Annotated in this window: 15 protein-coding genes; all 15 read left to right on the top strand. The window is 58.9% G+C overall.

Translation table 11 applies throughout. The features are described 5' to 3' along the window. The first annotated feature begins 38 nt into the window (after positions 1-38). The 15 genes from asnB (ACSKB9_RS10180) to ACSKB9_RS10110 all read left to right on the top strand — a co-directional run bounded on the left by asnB (ACSKB9_RS10180) (position 39) and on the right by ACSKB9_RS10110 (position 17027). Complete coding sequence (gene asnB / locus ACSKB9_RS10180) at positions 39-1853, top strand: asparagine synthase (glutamine-hydrolyzing) (RefSeq protein WP_438072890.1); 1815 nt, start codon at positions 39-41, stop codon at positions 1851-1853. Positions 1854-1861: 8 nt separating this feature from the next. Continuing rightward, positions 1862-2824, top strand: a complete 963-nt coding sequence (locus ACSKB9_RS10175; RefSeq protein WP_438072889.1) for a glycosyltransferase — start codon at positions 1862-1864, stop codon at positions 2822-2824. Continuing rightward, a complete protein-coding gene (locus tag ACSKB9_RS10170) occupies positions 2769-2954 on the top strand; it encodes a hypothetical protein (protein ID WP_438080636.1) in 186 nt (61 codons plus the stop codon). The genes ACSKB9_RS10175 and ACSKB9_RS10170 overlap by 56 nt, the downstream gene beginning before the upstream one ends. Further along, positions 2893-4167: a glycosyltransferase family 4 protein gene (locus tag ACSKB9_RS10165; RefSeq protein WP_438072887.1), complete on the top strand. Its 1275-nt coding sequence runs from the start codon at positions 2893-2895 to the stop codon at positions 4165-4167. Before ACSKB9_RS10170 ends, ACSKB9_RS10165 begins: the two co-directional genes overlap by 62 nt. Before the next feature lie 138 nt (positions 4168-4305). After that, complete coding sequence (locus ACSKB9_RS10160; protein ID WP_028343100.1) at positions 4306-4947, top strand: winged helix-turn-helix transcriptional regulator; 642 nt, start codon at positions 4306-4308, stop codon at positions 4945-4947. Beyond that, positions 4944-5468, top strand: a complete 525-nt coding sequence (gene nusG / locus ACSKB9_RS10155; protein WP_245311782.1) for a transcription termination/antitermination protein NusG — start codon at positions 4944-4946, stop codon at positions 5466-5468. The genes ACSKB9_RS10160 and nusG overlap by 4 nt, the downstream gene beginning before the upstream one ends. 118 nt (positions 5469-5586) lie before the next feature. Beyond that, positions 5587-6528 (top strand): Gfo/Idh/MocA family oxidoreductase, encoded by a 942-nt coding sequence (locus ACSKB9_RS10150; RefSeq protein WP_050383810.1) that lies wholly within the window; start codon positions 5587-5589, stop codon positions 6526-6528. Next, positions 6525-7121, top strand: coding sequence for an acyltransferase (locus tag ACSKB9_RS10145; RefSeq protein WP_082190511.1), 597 nt, complete (start codon positions 6525-6527; stop codon positions 7119-7121). The genes ACSKB9_RS10150 and ACSKB9_RS10145 overlap by 4 nt, the downstream gene beginning before the upstream one ends. A gap of 87 nt (positions 7122-7208) precedes the next feature. Further along, positions 7209-8015, top strand: a complete 807-nt coding sequence (locus ACSKB9_RS10140; RefSeq protein ID WP_082654030.1) for an ABC transporter permease — start codon at positions 7209-7211, stop codon at positions 8013-8015. 3 nt (positions 8016-8018) lie between these two features. Next, positions 8019-9518: an ABC transporter ATP-binding protein gene (locus tag ACSKB9_RS10135; protein WP_438080139.1), complete on the top strand. Its 1500-nt coding sequence runs from the start codon at positions 8019-8021 to the stop codon at positions 9516-9518. Then, complete coding sequence (locus ACSKB9_RS10130) at positions 9515-10981, top strand: hypothetical protein (RefSeq protein WP_438072884.1); 1467 nt, start codon at positions 9515-9517, stop codon at positions 10979-10981. The genes ACSKB9_RS10135 and ACSKB9_RS10130 overlap by 4 nt, the downstream gene beginning before the upstream one ends. A 204-nt stretch (positions 10982-11185) precedes the next feature. Further along, positions 11186-12103, top strand: a complete 918-nt coding sequence (locus ACSKB9_RS10125; protein ID WP_438072882.1) for a class I SAM-dependent methyltransferase — start codon at positions 11186-11188, stop codon at positions 12101-12103. Positions 12104-12194: 91 nt separating this feature from the next. After that, positions 12195-14141: an asparagine synthase (glutamine-hydrolyzing) gene (gene asnB / locus ACSKB9_RS10120; protein ID WP_438072881.1), complete on the top strand. Its 1947-nt coding sequence runs from the start codon at positions 12195-12197 to the stop codon at positions 14139-14141. Positions 14142-14219: 78 nt separating this feature from the next. After that, a complete protein-coding gene (locus ACSKB9_RS10115) occupies positions 14220-15818 on the top strand; it encodes a glycosyltransferase (protein ID WP_438072879.1) in 1599 nt (532 codons plus the stop codon). Positions 15819-15833: 15 nt separating this feature from the next. Then, positions 15834-17027 (top strand): glycosyltransferase family protein, encoded by a 1194-nt coding sequence (locus tag ACSKB9_RS10110; RefSeq protein ID WP_438072877.1) that lies wholly within the window; start codon positions 15834-15836, stop codon positions 17025-17027. Positions 17028-17035: the final 8 nt, after the last annotated feature.

Raw genomic sequence — 17035 nt, 5'->3', positions numbered from 1 at the left:
TTGTCCACGAAACCCAAGCGGATATAGGTCAGTCACTCGTGTGCGGCATATTCGGCCTAGTCGCCAAGAACGGGCTCGTTGATGCTGATCAAGTCGATCGACTGACCGATCTCGTCGCTCACCGCGGTCCGGATGGACGCGGAGTGAGGGTCAATGGCGCGGTCGGGTTAGGGCACCGGCGGTTGGCCATCATCGACTTGACCGACGACGGCGCGCAGCCGATGCGCGATCGACTGCTCCCGGTTTGGATCACCTACAACGGTGAGATCTACAACTATCTCGAGCTTCGTGCAGAACTCGAAGCGCTCGGTCACGTCTTTCATACCGCCTCCGACACCGAGGTCTTGCTGGCGGCCTATGTCCGCTGGGGCGAGAAGTGCCTCGACCGTTTCAACGGCATGTGGTCGTTCGCGATTCACGACGAGCGCGACAATACGCTGTTCTGCGCGCGCGATCGTTTTGGCGTAAAGCCGTTCTACTTCGCAAACACGGCGACGCAGTTCGCCTTCGGCTCGGAAATTCGCCAGCTGCTTCCCCTGATCGGGCGTTCGATCGCAGATGACGATCTCGTCAGGGATTTTCTCGTCTGCGGCTTGAGCGATCACACCAGCCGGACCTTCTTCAAGGGCATCGAGAAGCTGCCGCCCGGACACAAGATGCGCGTCGACGTGTCGACGGGCCGGATCGAGATCCAGCGCTATTATTCGCTGACGCCTCGGTCGGCCGTTGGGAGCGAACAGGATGCGGCCAGGTTGCTGGCGGAGCTGCTCGACGACGCGACGCGCCTGCGCCTGCGTTCGGATGTTCGCGTCGGAACCTGCTTGTCGGGAGGTTTGGACAGTTCGAGCGTCGCGACGCTGGCCGCAAGACACTACGCGTCGTCCTCCAATGGCCGCTTCTTTGCCATCACTGCGGTGAGCGAGCAGGCAGCGAACAACGAGGAAGCCTACGCGGCCGACGTCGTTGAAAAGGCCGAGCTGAACTGGTTGCGCACCAAGCCGAGCTATGAGGATTTCGCATCGACTGCGGAAGCCTTGCTCGAGGTGCAGGAAGAGCCGTTCGCAGGCCCCTCGATTATGATGCAATACGAGGTGATGAAGACGGCGCGCGCCAACGGCGTGATTGTGCTGCTGGATGGTCAGGGGGGCGATGAGACGCTGCTGGGCTATCATCGCTATTATGCGGCGTGGCTCCGCGACCAGCTGGATCGCTCCGGTGTAAGGGGATTCTTCTCCGCCTTCCGCGCGGCCACACAGGCTGGCGTTTCGGCTCAGCGCTTGCTGATGTACCTGTTTGGCGCCAGCTCGGCGGTGCTGAGGGCCACATTCTACCGTTGGCGATACGCCTTCCTGAAGAACCCGGACCTGCCGGAGTGTCTTCGCCGTTTTGCGCGGGAGACGCGGGACGCGCAGGAAATGCAGGTACTGGAGATCACGGAAACCAACCTGCCGATGCTGCTTCGTTTCGAGGACAAGAACTCGATGCGGTTTGGGATCGAGACGCGATTGCCGTTCCTGGATTACCGATTTGTTGAGTTTGCGTTGAGCTTGCCGACGCGCATCAAGTTGAACAATGGGTGGACGAAGTGGCCGCTTCGTGCAGCCATGCAGGAGGTTCTTCCGGCCAGCATCTCCTGGCGCAAGGACAAGATCGGTTTCGCCGCGCCCGATCAGCTATGGCTCAACCGACACTCGCCTGCGATGTATGAAAAGGTGGCCGGCAGCGCACTGCTTGCTCGGTACGTGAACATGGCTGCGGTGAAGAGGAAATTTCACCGGCTCGACCTCGGAATGCGCTGGCGGCTCTATTGCGTGGCGCTTTGGGCTGAGCGCTTTGGGGTTGAAGCCCCATGAAGATTTGCATGTTGTCGAGTGTCCATTCGGCCGATGACATTCGAATTGTCGAGAAGGAGGCGCGGAGCCTCTCCGAGGCCGGTCACGACGTGACTGTCGTGGCGCGATCACCCCGTCCGAGCGATCCAGGTCGCATTGAATTCAAGTTGATCGAGGTGCCGCCGGTTCCCCGATGGAAGCGCCCGTGGGTCGCGGGACGAGCGGCACTTGCGCTTGCCCGCGCGACCGGCGCGGATGTCGTGCAATTTCACGATCCTGAGCTGATACCGTTCGCGCTGCGGCTGAAGAGCCAACGTTGCAGGGTGATCTACGATGTCCACGAGGACGTGCCGGCGGACATTTATTCCAAGCGGTGGATTTGGCCCTGGATGCGACCGGCTGTGGCGCGCACGATGGAAGTTGTGGAGCGGAGCGCCGCGCGCCGCTTTGATGCGATCGTGGCTGCGACACCGGCCATTGCCGATCGCTTTCGCGCCTATGGTGCGGCCGTCACGCTGGTGCGAAACACCGTGCGACTGGACGAATTCATCGAGCCGACGCCGACGACGAGGCGCCGTCGGCAGGCGGTTTACGTGGGCCGGACGAGTTTCGATCGCGGGCTGGTCGAAATGGTGGAGGCATGTGCCGCGGTGCGTTTGCCGCTCGTGCTCGCCGGGAGCATCGGCCGTGAAGAAGAAGTCTGGCTTGAGAAATCTTCCGCCGACGTATCATACCGGGGCAGGCTGGGACGCGGTGAGATCGCAACGCTGCTGAACGAAAGTCTCATCGGTCTCAATCTGCTGTTGCCCGAACCGAATTATCTGCTGTCACTGCCAACCAAGCTTTTTGAATACATGGCCGCCGGGCTGCCCGTCATTTCAAGTGATTTGCCGAAATCAAAGGAGATCGTCGAGGCGGCGGGCTGCGGATTCTGTCGTGTCGCTCAACGATCGCGCGGCGCTGCTCAACAGCCTGTCCATGCTTGCGGATGACCCGGAACGGGCGATCCGATTGGGACTGGCGGGACGGGCGGCGGTCGCCGGGAATTTCAACTGGCAGCATGACGCGGTGGAACTCAACGAACTCTACCGGCGGTTTGCCTCGCTCGGGGCGGCGGCATGAACATCTGGCTGCTGCATCCCTTCGCAGGAGGTCCGGGCCTGGGCGCCATTATCGCCCGTTCTGGCTTGCCGACGCCTGGAGACAGATGGGGCATCGGGTGCTGGTGGTCAGCGCCGCCTTCCATCATTTGCACAGGCGGCCGCGCGTTCCGGGGCCGCAGCGGATCAACGACGTCGACTTCTGGTTTCTCGACACGCCGCGTTATGCCGGCGGCAGCCTTGGGCGGCTTCGGAACAATCTGAGTTTTGGGCCGGCTTTCCGCTCCGCAGCGCCTGCAATCGCCGCGCAGTTCGGCAAACCGGATCTGATGATAGCGTCGAGCCCGCATTTGTTCTTCATCTCGGCGGCAGATCAGATCGCGCGGCAGTTCGATGCCAAGTTCTGGCTGGAGGTCCGTGACCTCTGGCCGGAGAGCATCGTGGCGCTTGGAATGACTCCCGCCTGGCATCCGCTGATGAAGGTGCTCGGTTGGAAGGAGCGCTCGGCCTATCGTGCGGCCGATCGCGTGATCTGTCTGCTGGCCGGGGCTGAAGCGCATATGCGCGCGCGTGGCTTGCCGTCCGGCAAGTTCACGTGGATCCCCAACGGAGTGTCCGACGGTGAAATACAGAGCGCGCTGACGATCGAAAATCTGGGTCACCCTCTGATCGATCGCATCAATCTGTTGAAGCGGCAGGGCAGGCGCGTTGTTCTCTACGCCGGCGGCATGGGCCCTCCAAATGCAGTGGAAGCCATTCTCGACGCGGCTTCTATCCTCGGCAAGGCAAACCCCGAGATCCATTTCGTGATGATCGGTTCAGGCACCTCGAGGGACGCGTTGAGACAGCGGGCGGCCACGCTTGCCAATGTGGAGTTTCACGATGAGGTCGATCGATCGGTCGTGCACGGCATGCTGCATGCCTCCGATTGCGCGGTCGTGGCCTTCCACAACAACGCGCTCTATCACCATGGCATCAGCCCGAACAAACTCTTCGACTACTGTCTCTTCGCACCGCGGAGCGTCATCGCGTGCGAGGGCAGGGCGCTCGCGGGGCTTGAAAAGCTGGTGACGTCTCGATGCGCACCGGACGATCCGCCGGCGCTAGCCAAGTCCCTGGTTGCGGCGCTGAATGGCCCGGAGCGCTCGCGGGACGATCGGATCGCCATAGCCCGGCATTACAGTTACTCGGTGCTGGCAGCGCGATACTTGACGCCATCGGGCGACCACGCCTGACATTTGGTGGGGACGAGATGTTGTCCCCTCAGATAAATTCCTTTCAAAAACAACGACTTGTATTGTTCATGGCGTGAACGATTTGGCTTGACGTTCATCGCATGAACGCGCTAATGCACGCATTGCAGGAATGGGCGCATGGCAAACACACTCCCGACGGATGACAGAGACAGCGATCGACTTGTGCTCGGTCTGCTGACCTCCGTTGAAATCGACGGGGCGCGTTCGCAGCGGCGCATCGCGGCGGAACTTGGAATCGCACTTGGCTTGGTCAATGCCTATTTGAGGCGCGCGATCAAGAAGGGGTTCGTCAAGGTTGGTCAGGCGCCGGCCCGTCGATATGCCTACTATCTCACGCCCCAGGGCTTTTCCGAGAAATCAAGGCTCACCGTTGAGTTCCTCTCTTCGTCGTTTTCGCTCTTTCGAAGAGCCAAGGAAGAGTATTCGCGCGTGTTCGATCGCGCTCAGGTGCTGGGCTTCAAGCGAATTGTTTTTGCCGGGAAATCCGATCTTTGCGAAATAGCCATCCTGTGCGCCGTGGACAGCCCGGTGTCCATCGTTGCTGTTGTCGATGCCGATGAAGCTGCGTCACACTTCTTCGGGATCGAGGTGGTGCCGTCCTATGCTGAAGTGGCCGAGCCGTTCGACGCGGTCGTCGTTACGCATCTCAACAAGGCCAGGGATGTGTTCGATCAGGCCGTCGATATGTTTGGGCCGGAAAGAGTATTGACGCCGGACCTGTTGGGGTTGCGTCCGCCTGGGGTGCAGAGGGTGGAATGATGGCAACGGAAGCGCAGCTTGGCCTCAGCTGGTATGTCGTGCAGACGCACGTCAATGCCGAAGTGAAGGCGGCGGCCAATCTGGTCCGCCAGGGATTTGGTGTCTATCTTCCGCGCTACCAAAAGCGCCGCAGCCACGCGCGCCGGGTCGACGTCGTCGCGCGGCCGCTGTTTCCGCGCTATCTGTTTGTCGCCATCGATCTCGCAACGCAGCGGTGGCGCGCTATTCAATCGACACTCGGTGTTTCCCATCTGGTCTGCTTGCACGGCAGGCCGGCGTCGGTGGAGAACGCTGTGGTCGGAGCGTTGAAGGCACGAGAGGACGAGGCCGGTTTCATCGCGCTTTCGCGTCGGTCTCCCTTTTCGCCCGGAGACAAGGTGCGGATCACCGAGGGGGCGTTCGCTGATAGTCTCGCGCTGGTCGAAGGCGTCAGCGATCATGAGCGCGTCGCGGTCTTGCTCGACCTGTTGGGGCGCAAGGTGCGTGTGCTGGTCGGCGCCAATCTGATTGCCGCGGCCTGACGGCGTCTGCTGCTCGCAGGCGTGGTGGTAGAGAAATCCGGCTCGGGGTGGTGCTCGATTCACCCCGAGTGCGGTAGCTTGGAAAAATTGAACTTCGTTGGGAGGCGTGAGAAGTCAGATGCATTCGTTTGCGTTGATAGGAGCAGCCGGTTATGTGGCGCCGCGTCACATGCGGGCGATACACGCGGTAGGCGGGGATCTGAAGATCGCCTACGATCCAAATGACTCAGTCGGCATTCTGGATAGCTATTTTCCCAATGCCCACTTCTTCACCGAGTTCGAACGATTTGACCGCCATGTCGACAAGCTGCGGCGGCGCGGCGAGAAAATCGACTACGCGTCGATCTGCTCACCCAATCATCTGCATGATGCGCATTGCCGCTTCGCCCTGCGATCAGGAGCCGACGCAATTTGCGAGAAGCCGCTGGTTCTGAATCCATGGAACATCGACGGTCTCGCCGAGATAGAGCAGGACACCGGCCGTCGCATCTCGACAATCCTGCAGCTGAGGCTTCATCCTGCCATCATCAACCTGCGGGAGAAGTTCGGGACGAGCAACAAGCGACACAAGGTCGAGCTCACTTATATCGCCTCACGAGGCCGCTGGTATTACACATCCTGGAAAGGCGAGGATGCCAAGTCGGGAGGCGTCGCCACCAATATCGGTGTGCACTTCTTCGACATGCTGAGCTTCGTGTTCGGTTCGGTCAAACGCAACGAGGCGCACCTGCGCCAGCGCGAACGGGCGGCCGGATTCCTCGAATGCGAGCGGGCCGACATCAGCTGGTTTCTGTCGGTAGACAGCAATGATCTGCCGCCTGACGTCCAAGGCAAGAAGACGACGTTCCGCTCGATCACCGTGGATGGCGAGGAGGTCGAGTTCTCGGAGGGCTTCACGGATCTCCATACGCGGAGCTACCAGGAGATTCTGGCAGGGCGCGGTTTCGGTCTCGACGACGTGCGGGCTTCGATCGAGATCGTGTCCGCCTTCCGCCAGGCACCATTGACCACCGGGCATGAATGGCAGCATCCGTCCGCGCGTGGGGCGTCGTCCAAATGAGCGAGATGAAGGATGATCCGCGATTTCCGGGCGTGCTGATCCACGCATCCAGCTACGTGGACGATGGCGTGATCATCGGGCGAGGCACCAAGATCTGGCACTTCTGTCACGTGCTTCCCGGCACCGTCATCGGTCAGAATTGTTCGATTGGACAAAATGTCATGATCGGGCCGCGCGTGAAGATCGGCGATGGATGCAAGATCCAGAATAATGTGTCGCTCTACGATGGTGTCGAACTCGCAGACGACGTGTTTTGTGGTCCGAGTTGCGTGTTCACCAACGTCAACAATCCGCGTGCCGATGTGTCGCGCAAGGACGAGTTTCGCAGCACACCCGTCGGGCGTGGCGCCAGCATCGGTGCCAACGCCACCATCGTGTGCGGCCATTCGCTCGGCGAATACTGCTTCATCGGCGCCGGCTCTGTCGTGACGAAGAATGTGCCGGCATTCGCCTTGATGATCGGCAATCCGGCGCGACGGGCCGGCTGGATGAGCCGAAGCGGAGAGCGGCTGGGCGCCGATCTGGTCTGTCCGCGAACCGGCGAGAAATACAAGCTCGATTCGTCAGGGGCGCTCGGCGCTGACGCCGGCTAGCATCGTGCAATTCGACGAAGTCGATCGACAGGTCAGATCGAGGCCCAAGGAGCTTCTTCTCCACCGCATCGATGAAGCTGATGGAAAATGAAATACTCATCAAATCTGAATGTTTTTCGACTTCTTTCGATCTACGGAGGGCGCGTCATCGAGGGGGTGGCTCACGACGTGCGCCAACGTTATCTTGGATCGGTGGTCGGCATCGGTTGGGCAGTCCTACTGCCCGCGATGCAGCTAAGCATCTACGCCGGATTGTATGCCTTCGTATTCAAGGTCCGCCCCAGCGGTCTCAATGAGTGGGGCTACATCCTGCTGGTCTTCTCCGGGCTCGTTCCGATCATGGCCTTCAACGAAGCGCTCACGAGCTCAATTTCTTCGGTCTCTGCAAACAAGAATCTGCTGCTCAACACCGTGTTTCCCGCGGAGTTGATCCCGCTGCGATCCGTGGTGGCGGCGCACTTTCCTCATCTGTTTGGTCTCGCAATCACGCTCTGCCTGGGCTTCGCTCTTGGGCGGACCGATTGGAAAGCCATCGTGCTCGTTCCCGTGTGCTGGCTCCTCCTGTTGATGTTTGCGACTGGAATTGGATGGATACTTTCGCTTGTCTCGTTGGTTGCGAAAGACATTCAGCAGGTCATCGGACTGGTTCTTATGGTCATGATGATCATCAGTCCGTTCGCTTATACTCCGGAGATGGTTCCGGGTGCCATGAAGCCGCTGCTTCTCCTGAATCCGCTTTCCTACTTCGTGCTGACGTTTCAGCAGCTCATTTGCTACGGCAACTGGCCCGACCCGCGCATTTTTGGCGGCGCAGCACTGATAGCGATCACGAGCTTTTTGGTGGGATATTCGTTCTTCCAGCGCGCAAAGGGTGTATTCTTTGACTACGCTTGAGCAATTCGCGATCAAGTTCGAAGCGGTTTCCAAGATCTACAAGCTCTATGGAAGTCAGGGCGACCAGCTGGTCGACGTTCTCGGCCTGCAGCGCTTCGGATTTCGAACCCGACAACAGCCGAAGATTTTCCCGCGCTCAGCGACATTTCGATCGCGGTGCCGCGCGGCCACAGGATCGGGATCATCGGGCGGAACGGGGCGGGAAAGACCACGCTGTTGAAGCTGGTCTGCGGAAATTTCGCACCAACACATGGATCGGTGTCGGTGAATGGGGAAGTTCAGGCGCTGATGGCCGCAGGCCTCGGATTTCATCCGGAACATACCGGGCGGGAAAACGTCGAAGCTTCATTGCAGTACAACGGCCTTCGCAAGGACGAGTATCGGGACGCAGTCGAGGGAATCATCGAGTTCTGCGAGCTCGGTGACTTCTTCGATCAGCCGATCAAGACCTACTCGTTGGGCATGCTGGCGCGCCTGATGTTTGCCGCCGCAACCGCGATCCGGCCGGAGATATTGATCGTCGATGAAGTGCTCGGCGCTGGAGATGCTTACTTCGTTGCCAAATCGAAGGCCAGGGTGGAAACCCTGGTGCGAAGTGGCTGCACGATGCTGCTCGTTTCCCACTCGATGCCGCAGGTACTCGAGCTGTGCAGCGAAGTGATCTGGCTTCACGAGGGCAGGATCCGCATGCAGGGGGATGCCTTCGCAGTGGTGAAGGCCTATGAGGAGTTCGTGCACGGAGGGGGCGATCAGCGCGTTCAGGCGCCGGTGGCTTCGTCTGCGGCCGGTGACGATGGCGCAGCGGCAAAGGCTGCTGGTTCAGTGTCGCTTCCGGCGCAGTCGGAAAAGCCCGCGGATGGCAAAACAACATTCGATCGGGAAGTCCTGTTGCAGGAGCCGCATTTCGCTCCGCACGCGACGGCAGCTGTTTTTCCGGCGATCGAGCCGCCCCGGGACTTCAAGTTTGTCGCGCGTGGTGGGCTATCGAGATGGGCATCAAGCGGCGATTTGAAGTTGTCCGGATTTACGATGGTCACCGAGCGCGGAGAGACCAACAGATTAATGGCGCTGGCGCCGGCCAAGATGATGCTGAATGTGGTTGCCTGCGTGGATGGGGACTTTGAGTGCCGATACGGCATCGTCGTGCTCGACTATCTGGGAGCATGCCGGGCAAAGCTCATAAGTCCCCCCGACAAGTTTTCCGCAACGAAAGGACAAGAACGCTGCGTGGAAATGCTGTTTAATCCAGTGCAGCTCGGGCCGGGTGAATACGTTGTAAGTCTCAGTATCCATGGAGCCGATCACCTGGCAAGATTCAACGGCACCGTGCGTCATGACTTGTTGTCGCGAAGCTTCGATCTGATCGTTGAGGTTCAGGAATCCCTGGTTGACGTTTCCGCGGACTTCTTTCATTCGGCGGAGTGGCAGTTCGCTCCTGATCAGGACTCTGGTTCGAACTTGAACCCGGAGGCTCGGCATTTGCTGGATACCGAGATTCGATGACAGGTCGAGTGATGCGGGTTCTGGTAGCCTATTCGGCTGCCGCGAATGTTGTCCCAACGACATTGGAATACCTTACCGCGCTGAAGGACCTTCCCGGCTGCGAAGTCCAGTTCGTTCATTGCACGGACGACGCGCGGCTGAATTTCGACATCAATGAATTCGATGTCCTGATCAACAGCTACAGTGCGCGGCTCTGTTTTGATTGGTACTTGAACCCCGATTACGTGCGAGCCGTTCTGTCGTTTCGTGGCCTGAAGATCGCAATAGCGCAGGACGAGTACGATCGGACAGGTGTGCTGCGGAGTGCGATCAGGCGGCTCGGCTTTCACGTTCTGCTTACCAGCGTTCAGAAGGAATTCTGGCCGCTTGTGTACCCCGCGATGCAGCTGCCGGGTGTTGCCTTGAGGCAGGTGCTGACGGGATACGCGCCGGCTGCACATCCGGATCGCCGGATCAAGCCGCTGGCTGATCGACCTTTTCCGATCGGTTATCGCGGCCGCCAAATCGGCGCGAGGTACGGACGGCTCGGCTTTGAGAAATTCGAGATTGGCCGCTACATGGCCGCGCTTTGCGATGAGCTGGGCCAGCCGCACAACATCAGGACTGATGAAGCCAGTCGAATCTACGGCGAGGACTGGTTCAACTTCATCGGTGACTGCCGAACTATGCTTGGCAGCGAAAGCGGAAGCAACGCCTTCGATTTCGACCAGGAGCTTGAGCGGGAGATCGAGCGATTCCGGGCCCTGCACGGCCGTGCGCCTGAATATCCAGAGCTGACTGACTTCCTGGCGCCTTTCGAGCGGCCATTTGATACCGGACAGGTCTCTCCGCGTGTGTTCGAATGCGCTGCGATGATGACGCCGATGATTCTCTTTCGGGGACGCTATTCCGATGCGATTGTTCCGGATGTTCACTACATCCCGTTGGAGAAGGATTTCTCGAACGCCCGCGATGTTCTGGCAAGGCTCGACAATTTCGAGTCCCTGCAGGGTTATGTGGAACGAGCTCATGAACATCTGATTGCATCTGGTAACTACAGCTACAGTGCGCTCACTTCGGTGATCGCTTCCGCGATCGAAGAGCTTTATCCAAGTGTTGTCGGAGATCCCGAAAGGCAACATTGGCAGTCGGTTGCGCAGCCGTGGCGATCTCCCCATGATCCGCAGGATCCCTACACGGTCGCGTTGTCGGAGGTGCCCACCGACGCACCCCAATTATCGGCCTATCTCTCTGCCAAGCAGGAACATCTAAGGCAGCTGCTCGAACCGAGGAGCGCGCCGCAAAATGATGATGTGCCTCAAGCCGTGGATGATACTCCGCATGCCGAAGGTGATGCTCATCAGGCGGCGGAGCCGGCCGATCCGGATATGAATCCGGTCGGACCGATAGGGAAAATGTGGAGAGCGGTGCCTGGAAGGGTCAGAAGCCGGGTCAGTCCGCTATTGGCGTGGTTGGCGAGGTAATCTCTCTGATGGCTACCGGCAAATGCCGAAAGGCGCTCATGTCCGAGCCGTCTGGGTTCGTTGGCGTCGAGGTGAGTGTGGATCTCGTGGCCGGTAATTTCGCTGAAGGGCCAACCAAAGTGATACGGCAGGCGTTTGACGTTTTGGGTCTCTACGTCAATTCGGTAGGAGCTTAGATCAATGTTGAGGCGAATAGGAGCATCTTTGGCGAACAAGTTTAAGGGCGGCCGCACGGTGCTTGCAGCTGCGACCTCGCCTCACACCGAGGCCGATCCTTCCTCCGAATCTTACTGGAGCGACTTCAACGTCACGCTCCATAAGAAATTCTCGTCGCCGGCGGAGTCGCTCGACTATATGCATTGGCGAAACGACCAATATGTCGACTACATCAAGTTTTTGCCGGTTTCGTCCCACGATGGCGAGGTGATTGTCGACTATGGTTGCGGTCCGGGTCACGACTTGGTTGGGTTTCTAACGTATTCCCGCCCTGCGGCCGTGTATGGCATGGACATTTCCCGTCCGTCGCTGGCGGAGTCGGCGGATCGCCTGCGCGTTCACGGCTATGATTGCAAGCTTGTCCACGTATCGGAAACCGACGATCGCATCCCCCTTGATGATGGAACGGTCGATTACGTGCACTGCTCCGGAGTGCTCAATCACGTCCCGAGCCCGGAGAAAATTCTGAAGGAGTTTCGGCGAATCCTGAAGCCGTCGGGATACGCGCGGCTGATGGTCTACAATCGCAACAGCATCTGGGTTCATCTGTTCGTTTCTCACGTCTTGCCGGCGAGCGACCCAAAATATCGCGGTCTTTCGCGTGAGGAAGCCTTCAGGCGATCCACCGATACCTTCGACTGTCCGATAAGCCGAAATTGGACGTCGCAAGAGATGAATGAGCTTGCGGGCATTTCGGGGTTCAATGCCAAGCACCTCGGGAATGCGGTTTCCATCTTCGAAATGTCGTTGCTGCCGCAGCGGTTCACGCCGATGATGGATCGATCCTTCGACGCTGAAAGTCGTCAGTTTCTTTCCAGGCTGGAATTTGATGCCAGAGGTGTGCCGTATGTCGACGGACAGGCCGCTGGAATTGACGGCTGCTACGAGCTTCGGAAAGTGGGATGACATACTCCGTGTATTCGAAGACCATTTCCATGGCTCGCTGCGGTAGTCGCGCGAGTGGGCCGAGCGTCCTGATTCAGATGTCGTATCGCTGATGTGCGGCATATTCGGCGTGTTTGATCGCGGTGGCTTCCGCATGCCACCGAGGGATCTCCTCAAGGGGTTGTCCGTTGCTGCGCACCGCGGTCCTGACGGAGAGGGAGCCGTCTGGTTCGATACGCGACAGGGCAGGGGGAAGGTCATTCCCAACGGCGATTTGTCTGCAAATGGAGATGAGGCCAATCTCCTTCTTGCGCATCGGAGGCTCGCCATCATCGACCTGTCGGAATCCGGCCATCAGCCGATGGCGTCCGATGACGGGCGACTCTGGATCACCTACAACGGCGAAATCTATAACTATCTTGAGTTGCGCGCCGAACTGGAAGGGCGCGGGGCCGTGTTCCGCTCTCATTCCGACACGGAAGTCATTCTTCGAGCCTATGAGGCATGGGGACCTGATGCTTTCACCCGCTTCGTCGGAATGTGGGCGCTCGCAATCCTCGATCTTCGCCAACGTCACCTGATTCTGTCGCGTGATCGTTTCGGGATCAAGCCGCTTCACTATGCTGCCGTCGGCGACCGCTTTGCGTTTGGTTCGGAGATCAAGCAACTGCTTGAAGTCCCGTGGGTGCCTCGGACGCTCAACACCCGGGCCGTGTACGATTATCTTCAGTACGAGATTTCAGACGTCAGTGACGAGACGTTTTTTGCCGGTATCAGCAAGCTCCGTCCTGGAAGGACGCTGGTATTGCCCCTGGACCAGGGCGGGCTGGACGAGCGGCGGTACTACACCCCAGCCGCGGGTCCCGTGCTCGAGGGCATTTCGCCGGAAGAGGCGGCCCGACGCTTCCGCGAACTGCTTCGCGAAAGCGTTCGCATCCATCTACGCGCCGATGTGCCGGTGGGTACCTGTCTTTCGGGCGGACTGGACAGCGGCGCCATTGCGGTGCTGATGCGGGATATTTCACAAGAATCGCAATTGCCGGTCGAGAGGCACGCGTTTAGCTGCCACTTCGACATCGCCGTAGCGAATGAGTTGGAATTCACGCGGCAGAACATGGCTGCAGCCGAGGTGCAGCCGCATTTCATTGAGCCGGGCGACAGGGACATTGAGGCGGACCTGCAAGCTCTCATATGGCACCAGGACGAGCCCTTTGGGTCGACCTCCATCTTCGCGCAGTGGTCGGTGTTTCGCTTGATACGTGATAGGGGCGTGAAGGTGGTGCTCGACGGGCAGGGGTCGGACGAGATGCTCGGAGGCTACGCGAGCACTGTACCGCACTTCTTCCTGGAGATGGCTGCGAAGGGGCGATTCCTGAAGGTATTGCTTGAGAGCTGGCAGTGGTCCCGCATGCAAGGAACACCTTGGCATACGACTCTTCCATGGAGCCGGCTGCGCGGGATATTCGCCGCCCTGGCTGGCGAGAAATCGCCACCAGCGAGCGCGCCTCAGCTCCCCTGGATGCGGGCGGATTTCGAACGAGCATGTGCTAACGCATCGCGGACCAGATTGCAGTCTTTTGAGACCAAGTGGGACGCCAAGGCGCCATTCGCGAGTGTGCTTCGCCGCTTCTTCTTCGAGAGCAACCTGCCGGCGCTGCTGCGCTTCGAGGATCGGAACTCGATGGCTTTCTCGGTTGAATCCAGGGTGCCGTTCCTCGATCATCGTTTGGTTGATTTTGCATTTGCGCTTCCGTCTGACATCAAATTCCGCGGCGGCTACGCGAAGCGTGTGCTGCGTGACGCGATGGATGGAATTCTGCCGGAACCTGTCAGGATGCGCGCTCGAAAGATGGGCTTCGCAACGCCGGAGCTGCACTGGCAGACAACCGTGTTGAGTCCTCTCATCTCGGATGCCGTAAACTCGGATGCTCTTGCCGATTTCATCGACCGCGACGGCGCCCGCGCCGCTTTCTCGAATATCAGGGAAGCTGGCCGTCTCGACTTTTTGCCTTGGCGTTGGCTCAATCTCTATATGTGGCGGAAGCAGTTCAATGTCTGATCGCTCTCACGTATTTTCGTTTCTTGTATCGTGGAAGCCTGGACTCCCGAACTGCCTGATTGCTGGGTGAAGAATCGGATGAAGGACGTGGACCGCAGGCCCGTTGTTGTTTCGCTAACGCCGCTGCCATTGTCGGCCGACAGCCGGACGCTCAAACAAGTCACCTCGGTGCATCGGTTTGGATTCAAATCGATTGTTATCGAGGGGGCGCCGAGCCGCCTTGCCGATGAGGCAATCCCGTTCGAGATCATTTCGATCGGCGCCCGCGCTCAGCCTCAAACGTCCACTGATGCTGCGCCAGTCGCGTCCGAAGCGGTCGCAGTTCCACATCCCGAGGCTGAGGAGAAATTAGCTGCCGCCGCTCCAGATCCCGTTGTAATTCAGGATATCAAGAGCCTGTCGATACTGCAGCGATGGCCTGTTGGCCGGCTTGCCCTTCGTATTCCAGGCTTGAGGCGTGTCGCGCGCGCCCTGCAGCGCAATCTTCTTCGAGCACTTGTTTCCCTGAAGGGAGGCAAGCAACTCCAACAGCGTCCCTCTATTGCGCAGATCATTTTCGCTCTTCCCTACGCGATGATCCTGCTTGCCAGGGAAGTCGTGGGGTGGTTGCCCACTCGAATTCTTCCTCCTGGAATCTCCCAATCACTCCGTGCTGCTGCCATCAACCCTCTGGCCTTCGCTAACTATCTTGCGACATACCTCGATCAACACGTCTTTAAGGTCCTTTCCGTCACTCCTCGTGCCGATCTCTACTATCTTCACTCATTCTATCAATTTCCTGCGGTTTTCCTGCTCTGCCTTCGGTATCGAGCCAGGATGATCTACGACGCACATGATTTCTATCAGCATCAAAAGGAGGACCCCACTGTCTCCTCCTATTGGAAGAAGTGGGTGATTCCGTTCGAAGGCGCGATTGAGGCCGCATGTATCCGGTTCGCCTCCGACGTCGTGACGGTCAATGAGGGTATCGCAGCCTTGATGCGCGAACGGTTTCGGTGCGAGCCGGTGATCCTGCGCAACGCGCATGATTTCCGGTTGGATCGTCAAGTTCCCCGGACAATCCGCGACGCGATTGGTCTCGCGCCGGAAGCGTTCCTCGTCGTGTTTATCGGAAACTATAAGTCAGGCATGACCCTCGAAGGCGCCTTCGACGCCTTGGTATCCCTGCCGAAGCACGTTCATCTCGCATTCCTTGGCGGACGCTATCCTGATTGCAATGACGCGCTCGCGACGCGTGGCCTGGAAGGCCGCGTGCACTTCGTTCCGCCGGTGCTGCCACAGGAAATCGTTCCCGTCGCTGCGTCAGCCGACGTCGCGGTCCTGCTCTATTTCAAGAGGACTATCCAATATCCCAACATCCTGCCGAACGGCTTCTTTCAGTCGGTGGCGGCAGGGTTGCCGCTGGTTTATCCCGATCTCGAGCAGATCCGACGCGTTGCCGAGCGCCACAAGCTTGGAATCATGGCCAATGCGCAGGACGCCAACGAGATCAGATCAGCGCTCCAGCTGCTGGTCGAGAATGACGAAGTTCGCGAGACCTTTCGGGAAAATGTTCGGGTAAGCCGTCAGGAGCTTTGCTGGGCGTATGAGGAGCGAACGCTCGAGCCGCTTCTTAATCGACATCTCAGCAAGTCGGCTCCAAATGTGTCGCGCATTGAAGACAAAGTTGCGCACTGATCGAGAAGTAACAAGGTGACAAAGAAGAAAGTTCTTTTCCTCGACCAGAACGGAACCGGGAAGGTCGTCCTGACGGCTGCGACGGTGCTGCGTGGTGTTTTTGGCGTAAAGGCAGGTGCTCAGCCTCCCGGCCCGCTCCTGCGCAGTGCACTGGTACGCAACCTCTATGCGCATTTGTATGACTTCAACCAGCGCCTCTCATACGTTAGGGACTGGCGCGATGCGTTTTGCCGATCTCCCAAGCTCGATGTGACGGTTTGCGACATCAACAACCTGGTCGATCTTGGACGCCACCTGCTGCGCATTCGATCTTACGATCTCATCATCGTGTCTCATGTCGCGGCCGGCGACGACCTGTCGTTGATTAGCCGAGCGGCTCCATTCCTGGCTCGCCGCGCTTGTCCCATCATAGTATTCCTTGGCAACGAGTATGATCTGCTCGATCAGAAGCTCGAGTTTTGCCGGGAGGTGAAAGCCGAATTCCTCTGTAGTCAGCTTCCCATTGCGGCGGCCGAATATCTCTATGGCGGGTTGGAAGGAACGCGCATCCTTGCGACGCCGCACGCGCTCAATCCTTCCGTATATTCACCGCAGCCTGAGGCGCGTCGTGATATCGACGTGGGGTTTGTCGGTGACATCTATTGGCCCTTTGTTGGAGATCGAGAACGAACCGATCTGATTGGGTATTTTGAAAAGCACGGCGAGGAGCTGGGTATTCGATGTGACATTCGAGGTGGCCGCTCGTCGCGAATGCCGCGCGACGATTGGGCTGCCTTCCTCAATCGCTGCCGCACCTTGATCGGCGCGGAATCTGGGACCTACTACCTCAATGAAAAAGGCGCGCTTCTCGATCGCGCCAGAACCTACAACCTGAAGCAGAACCAGGATGCCAGCTTCGAGGAAGTGTTCGAGAAGTTCTTTATGGGCGTCCCCCGCGGCGTGTCGGGCAAGAGCATCTCGTCAAGGCACTTCGAAGCGATTGGTACCAAGACCTGCCAAGTCCTGATCGAAGGAGGCTATAACGGCATTCTCAAGGCCAACGAGCACTATATCCCCGTGCGGTCCGACCTGTCGAACGTCGACGAGGCTGTCCGTGCGCTTCGGGACGAGACGCATTGCCGCGAGATTGCGGAACGTGCCTATGATCTGGCGATGTCCGGGCACACCTACGATCATCGCGTGGCCGACATTTTGGCACGCGCTCTTTAGCCAATGGG

It is taken from the genome of Bradyrhizobium sp. BR 1433 (assembly GCF_051547665.1).
Lineage (GTDB): Bacteria > Pseudomonadota > Alphaproteobacteria > Rhizobiales > Xanthobacteraceae > Bradyrhizobium > Bradyrhizobium australafricanum.
The sequence above is the reverse complement of the archived record's forward strand: the minus strand, read 5'-3'. Positions and strand labels throughout refer to the sequence as shown.